The organism is Mycobacterium sp. (assembly GCF_049280035.1).
Lineage (GTDB): Bacteria > Actinomycetota > Actinomycetes > Mycobacteriales > Mycobacteriaceae > Mycobacterium.
The window spans coordinates 1-5,081 of record NZ_JBAPPI010000381.1 but is presented as its reverse complement, the minus strand read 5'-3'; the positions used below and the strand labels follow the sequence as shown (position 1 = coordinate 5,081).

At 65.0% G+C, this 5,081-nt stretch carries 5 protein-coding genes; 3 read left to right on the top strand and 2 right to left on the bottom strand.

The window, feature by feature from the left end:
- Together WAN71_RS12885 and WAN71_RS12880 are read right to left on the bottom strand one after the other, a co-directional pair.
- The coding region (locus WAN71_RS12885; protein ID WP_422225702.1) for a lipid-transfer protein at positions 1 to 1,114 on the bottom strand (1,114 nt) is incomplete at its 3' end.
- Complete coding sequence (locus tag WAN71_RS12880; RefSeq protein ID WP_422225701.1) at positions 1,111 to 1,554, bottom strand: Zn-ribbon domain-containing OB-fold protein; 444 nt, start codon at positions 1,552 to 1,554, stop codon at positions 1,111 to 1,113. The genes WAN71_RS12885 and WAN71_RS12880, both read right to left, overlap by 4 nt.
- Before the next feature lie 137 nt (positions 1,555 to 1,691).
- On the opposite strand from WAN71_RS12880, the gene WAN71_RS12875 reads away from it, so the two are divergent.
- The 3 genes from WAN71_RS12875 to WAN71_RS12865 form a co-directional block, all read left to right on the top strand.
- Positions 1,692 to 1,979: a putative quinol monooxygenase gene (locus tag WAN71_RS12875; protein WP_422225700.1), complete on the top strand. Its 288-nt coding sequence runs from the start codon at positions 1,692 to 1,694 to the stop codon at positions 1,977 to 1,979.
- A gap of 99 nt (positions 1,980 to 2,078) precedes the next feature.
- Positions 2,079 to 4,772: a DNA polymerase I gene (gene polA / locus WAN71_RS12870; RefSeq protein ID WP_422225704.1), complete on the top strand. Its 2,694-nt coding sequence runs from the start codon at positions 2,079 to 2,081 to the stop codon at positions 4,770 to 4,772.
- 223 nt (positions 4,773 to 4,995) lie between these two features.
- A partial coding sequence (locus WAN71_RS12865; RefSeq protein ID WP_422225703.1) for a hypothetical protein occupies positions 4,996 to 5,081 on the top strand: 86 nt, incomplete at its 3' end.

Below are 5,081 nucleotides of genomic sequence, written 5' to 3'. Positions count from 1 at the left end.
CCTGGCCGCGCAGCTGCCAGGTGAGCTCGCAGACCTGTGCGATCGCCTGTGCGGGAATCGCCTCGCCGAAGCAGGCCAGCCCCCCTGACGGGTTGACCGGAATCTTCCCGCCGATCGTTGTGGCGCCGCTGCGTAGCAGCGCCTCGGCGTCGCCCTTGGCGCAAAGCCCGAGGTGCTCATACCAGTCGAGCTCCAGCGCGGTGGACAGGTCATAAACCTCGGCCAGGCTCAAATCTTCTGGCCCAATGCCGGCCTCGGCATAGGCGGCGTCAATGATCTGGTCTTTGAACACCCGCTCCGGCGCGGCCACTACTGCAGTGGAATCCGTTGCAATATCCGGCAATTCGGGCAGGTGTTGGGGGTAGCGCGGGGTGACCGTGCTCACCGCGCGCACCGAAGGCACGCCGTTGAGCGAGCCGAGGTGTTCGCGGGCGAACTTGGCACTGGCCACGATCAGCGCCGCGGCACCATCCGAGGTGGCGCAGATGTCCAGCAGCCGCAGCGGGTCGGCCACCACCGGACTGGCCAGCACGTCTTCGACCGACGCCTCTTTGCGGAACCGGGCATTGGGGTTCTGCAGGCCGTGGCGCGCATTTTTAACCTTCACCTGCGCGAAATCCTCGAGCGTGGCGCCGTAGAGATCCATCCGGCGTCGCGCCAGCAGTGCGAAGTACACCGGGTTAGTGGCGCCGATCAGATGAAACCGCTGCCAGTCCGGGTCGTTCTTCCGCTCGCCGCCGACCGGGGCGAAAAAGCCTTTCGGCGTGGTGTCGGCGCCGATCACCAGTGCGACATCGCAGAACCCGGCGAGGATCTGTGCGCGGGCGCTTTGCAGGGCCTGCGATCCGCTGGCGCACGCCGCATAGCTCGAACTGACCGGCACACCGTTCCAGCCCAGCTTCTGCGCGAACGTCGCCCCGGCGACGAAACCCGGATAGCCGTTGCGGATCGTGTCTGCGCCGGCTACCAACTGAATCTGCCGCCAGTCCAGGCCGGCCTCGCCCAGCGCGGCACGAGCTGCGGCCACACCGTATTCGGTGAAGTCGTTACCCCATTTGCCCCAGGGGTGCATCCCGGCGCCGAGGAGGTAGACCGGTTCGGGAGTACTACTCATGCGATCCTCCAGGCGTAGACGATGCGTTCGACGCCGTCGTCGTCAACGAACAGCGGCATAGTGGTCAGCTCCATCTCCAGTCCGACTTTCAGGTCAGCGGCCAGGGTGCCGTCCACCACCTTGCCAAGCACGATCAGACCTTCGTCGGCCAACTCCACCGCGGCAACGGCGAACGGTTCGAACGGATCGGGGGAAGGGTAGGGCGGCGGCGGTGCATACCGGTTTTCGGTGTAGCTCCACAGCTTTCCGCGCCGCGACAGCGGCACTTGGTCGAGCTGGTCGCCGTCGCAGCCGGGGTTGGGGCAATTGTTGGCTCGCGGCGGGAAGACGTAGGTGCCGCATTGCGGACATTTTGCGCCGATCAGGTGCGGCACACCGGCGTCGTCGGAGACGGCGAACCAGCCGTCGATTGCCGGTTCTTGACGGGTAGCTCCTGGCATCCGGCCAGCGTACCGACAACCCCCGCAAAACTGAAACGTGTTGCAGTTTTGCCGCGGTGCTCGAGAATCCCCGATGACTTTGGCGAGCGCCGACGGTCAGTAAGTCGGAGGTACCGTGCAAACGAAGGGGTGTCCCATTGGTGATCGTCGCGGGTTACATCGTGGTTGAGCCGCTGCAGCGGGACAGCTACCTGACGGAATGTAAGGACGTCGTACGGCAGGCCCGGCGGACACCGGGGTGTCTGGACTACGCGATCAGCGCCGACCTGCTCGATCCGGGTCGCATCGACGTCTTTGAACGGTGGGAGTCGCAGGCGGCCGTCGACGCGTTCCGCGGTAGTGGACCGAGCGATGAGCAACACGGCGCAATCATGTCCGCTTCGGTTTCCGAGTACGACGTGGGCGGACCGCGGCAGTTGACATAGCTGTCCGGGGCAGTGCCTAGAGTTAGGTTCGTGAGCCCAGCGAGGACCGCAAGCAAGAAGACGGAAGCCGCCCAGGCCGCTGACGACAAGCCGACGTTGATGCTGCTGGACGGCAATTCGCTGGCGTTCCGGGCGTTCTACGCGCTGCCTGCCGAGAATTTCAAAACCCAGAGCGGGCTGACGACCAACGCGGTTTACGGGTTCACCGCCATGCTGATCAACCTGTTGCGCGATGAGTCGCCCACGCATGTGGCCGCAGCGTTCGACGTGTCGCGGCAGACTTTTCGCTCCGAGCGCTATCCGGAGTACAAGGCCAACCGGTCGTCAACCCCCGATGAGTTTCACGGCCAGATCGATGTCACCAAGGAAGTCCTTGCGGCACTGGGTATTACGGTGCTGGCCGAGCCGGGCTTCGAAGCCGACGACTTGATTGCGACATTGGCCACCCAGGCCGAAAAGGAGGGCTACCGGGTACTGGTGGTCACCGGTGACCGCGATTCGTTGCAGCTTGTCACCGAGGACGTGACGGTGCTTTACCCGCGTAAAGGCGTCAGCGAACTGACTCGCTTCACCCCGGCGGCGGTGGTGGAGAAGTACGGGCTGACGCCTGAGCAATACCCCGACTTCGCCGCGCTGCGCGGCGACCCGAGCGACAACTTGCCCGGTATTCCGGGGGTGGGCGAGAAGACTGCGTCGAAATGGATCACCGAATACGGCTCGCTGCAAGCATTGGTCGACAACGCAGACTCGGTGCGGGGCAAGGTGGGTGACGCGCTGCGGGCGCATCTGGCCAGCGTGGTGCTCAATCGGGAGCTCACCGACCTGGTCCGGGACGTGCCGTTGGCGCACACGCCGGACACGTTGCGGATGCAGCCGTGGGACCGCGATCAAATTCACCAGTTGTTCGATCAGCTGGAATTCCGGGTGCTGCGGGACCGGCTGTTCGACACGCTGGCTGCCGCTGGGGGCCGTGTACCCGAGGTCGACGAGGGATTCGACGTGCGCGGGGGAGTGCTGGAGCCCGGCACGGTCGGGCACTGGCTGGCCGAGCACGTCGCCGACGGGCACCGATCGGGGCTGGCGGTGGTCGGCACGCATCTGCCCTACGACGGCGACGCGACCGCGCTGGCCATCGCCGCCGCCGACGGCGACGGCGGCTACATCGACACCACGACGTTGACACCCGACGACGACTCCGCGCTGGCGGCGTGGCTCGCCGACCCCGAGAAGCCGAAAGCACTGCACGAGGCCAAGTTGGCCATCCACGACCTCGCCGGGCGCGGCTGGACGCTGAACGGGGTCAGCTCCGACACCGCGCTGGCCGCCTACCTGGTCCGCCCGGGACAGCGCAGCTTCACCCTCGACGACCTGTCACTGCGCTACTTGCGTCGCGAGCTACGAGCGGAAACGTCTGAACAGCAGCAGCTTTCATTACTCGATGACATCGAAGCCACCGACGGCGTCGATGACCAAGCCGTGCAGACCGCTGTGCTGCGCGCCCGCGCGGTGGTGGACCTGGCTGATGCGCTGGACGCCGAACTGGCCCGCATAGACTCCACCTCACTGCTGGCCGAGATGGAACTGCCGGTGCAACAGGTGTTGGCGGGTATGGAGGCCACGGGTATCGCCGTCGCTCTGGACCAATTAACCGAGCTGCAAAGCCAATTCGGTGACCAGATCCGTGATGCGGCCGAGGCGGCGTACGCGGTGATCGGAAAGCAGATAAACCTCGGCTCGCCAAAACAGTTGCAGGTAGTGCTGTTTGACGAGCTAGAGATGCCCAAGACCAAGCGGACGAAGACCGGATACACCACCGACGCGGACGCACTGCAGTCACTGTTCGACAAGACCGGGCATCCGTTCCTGCAGCATCTGCTTGCGCACCGCGACGTGACCCGGCTGAAGGTGACCGTCGATGGGCTGCTGAATTCGGTGGCCGGCGACGGCCGTATCCACACCACGTTCAACCAAACAATCGCAGCGACCGGCAGGCTTTCCTCGACCGAACCCAACCTGCAGAACATTCCGATCCGCACCGACGCCGGCCGCCAGATCCGCGACGCTTTTGTTGTCGGTAGCGGAATGGGCGCCAAATACACCGAATTGATGACGGCCGACTACAGCCAGATCGAAATGCGGATCATGGCTCACCTGTCCGGTGACGCGGGCCTGATCGAGGCGTTCAACACCGGCGAAGACCTGCACTCGTTCGTCGCGTCCCGGGCATTCGGGGTGCCGATCGAGGAGGTGACCGGCGAGCTGCGCCGTCGGGTCAAGGCGATGTCGTACGGGCTGGCCTACGGGCTGAGCGCGTACGGCCTGGCTGCCCAGCTGAAGATCTCCACCGAAGAGGCCAAAGTTCAGATGGATCAGTACTTCGCGCGGTTCGGCGGAGTCCGGGACTACCTGATGGACGTCGTCGAACAGGCCCGCAAGGACGGCTACACCTCCACAGTGTTGGGACGGCGGCGCTATCTGCCCGAGCTGGACAGCAGCAACCGCCAGGTGCGCGAGGCCGCCGAGCGGGCGGCGCTCAACGCGCCGATCCAGGGCAGCGCGGCCGACATCATCAAGGTGGCCATGATTGAGGTCGACAAGGCGCTCAAGGCGGCGGGACTGGCGTCTCGGATGCTGCTGCAGGTCCACGACGAACTGTTGTTCGAAGTGGCCGACGGTGAGCGGGAGCGGCTTGAGGCGTTAGTACGCGAGAAGATGGGCGGCGCATACCCGCTTGACGTGCCGCTGGAGGTCTCGGTGGGCTATGGCCGCAGCTGGGATACCGCCGCGCATTAGCGCCGAGCGTGCAGCTACGGCGAAATTCCTGCGGCGGGTTTTCCGCCGTGAGTTCACGCTCGGCGCGCACGGGCTGAGTTTGGCCAGCGTGTGCCCAGTCGAGTAGCCTCGACAGGTAGCCCGGTGACGATGCAGAGCGCGCAGCGCGATGCGGAGGAGGCGGGCAATTGAACAAACCCGCTTTATCCCTACGACCCCAACCTGTCCGGAGCAACCCAACAATATGCCGAGTCCCACCGTCACCTCGCCCCAAGTAGCCGTCAACGACATTGGCTCGAGCGAGGATTTTCTCGCCGCCATCGATAAAAC

Coding starts and splice junctions, on each gene's coding strand:
- polA (WP_422225704.1), top strand. CDS start 2,079: ATGCTGCTGGACGGCAATTCGCTGGCGTTCCGGGCGTTCTACGCGCTG.
- WAN71_RS12880 (WP_422225701.1), bottom strand. CDS start 1,554: ATGCCAGGAGCTACCCGTCAAGAACCGGCAATCGACGGCTGGTTCGCC.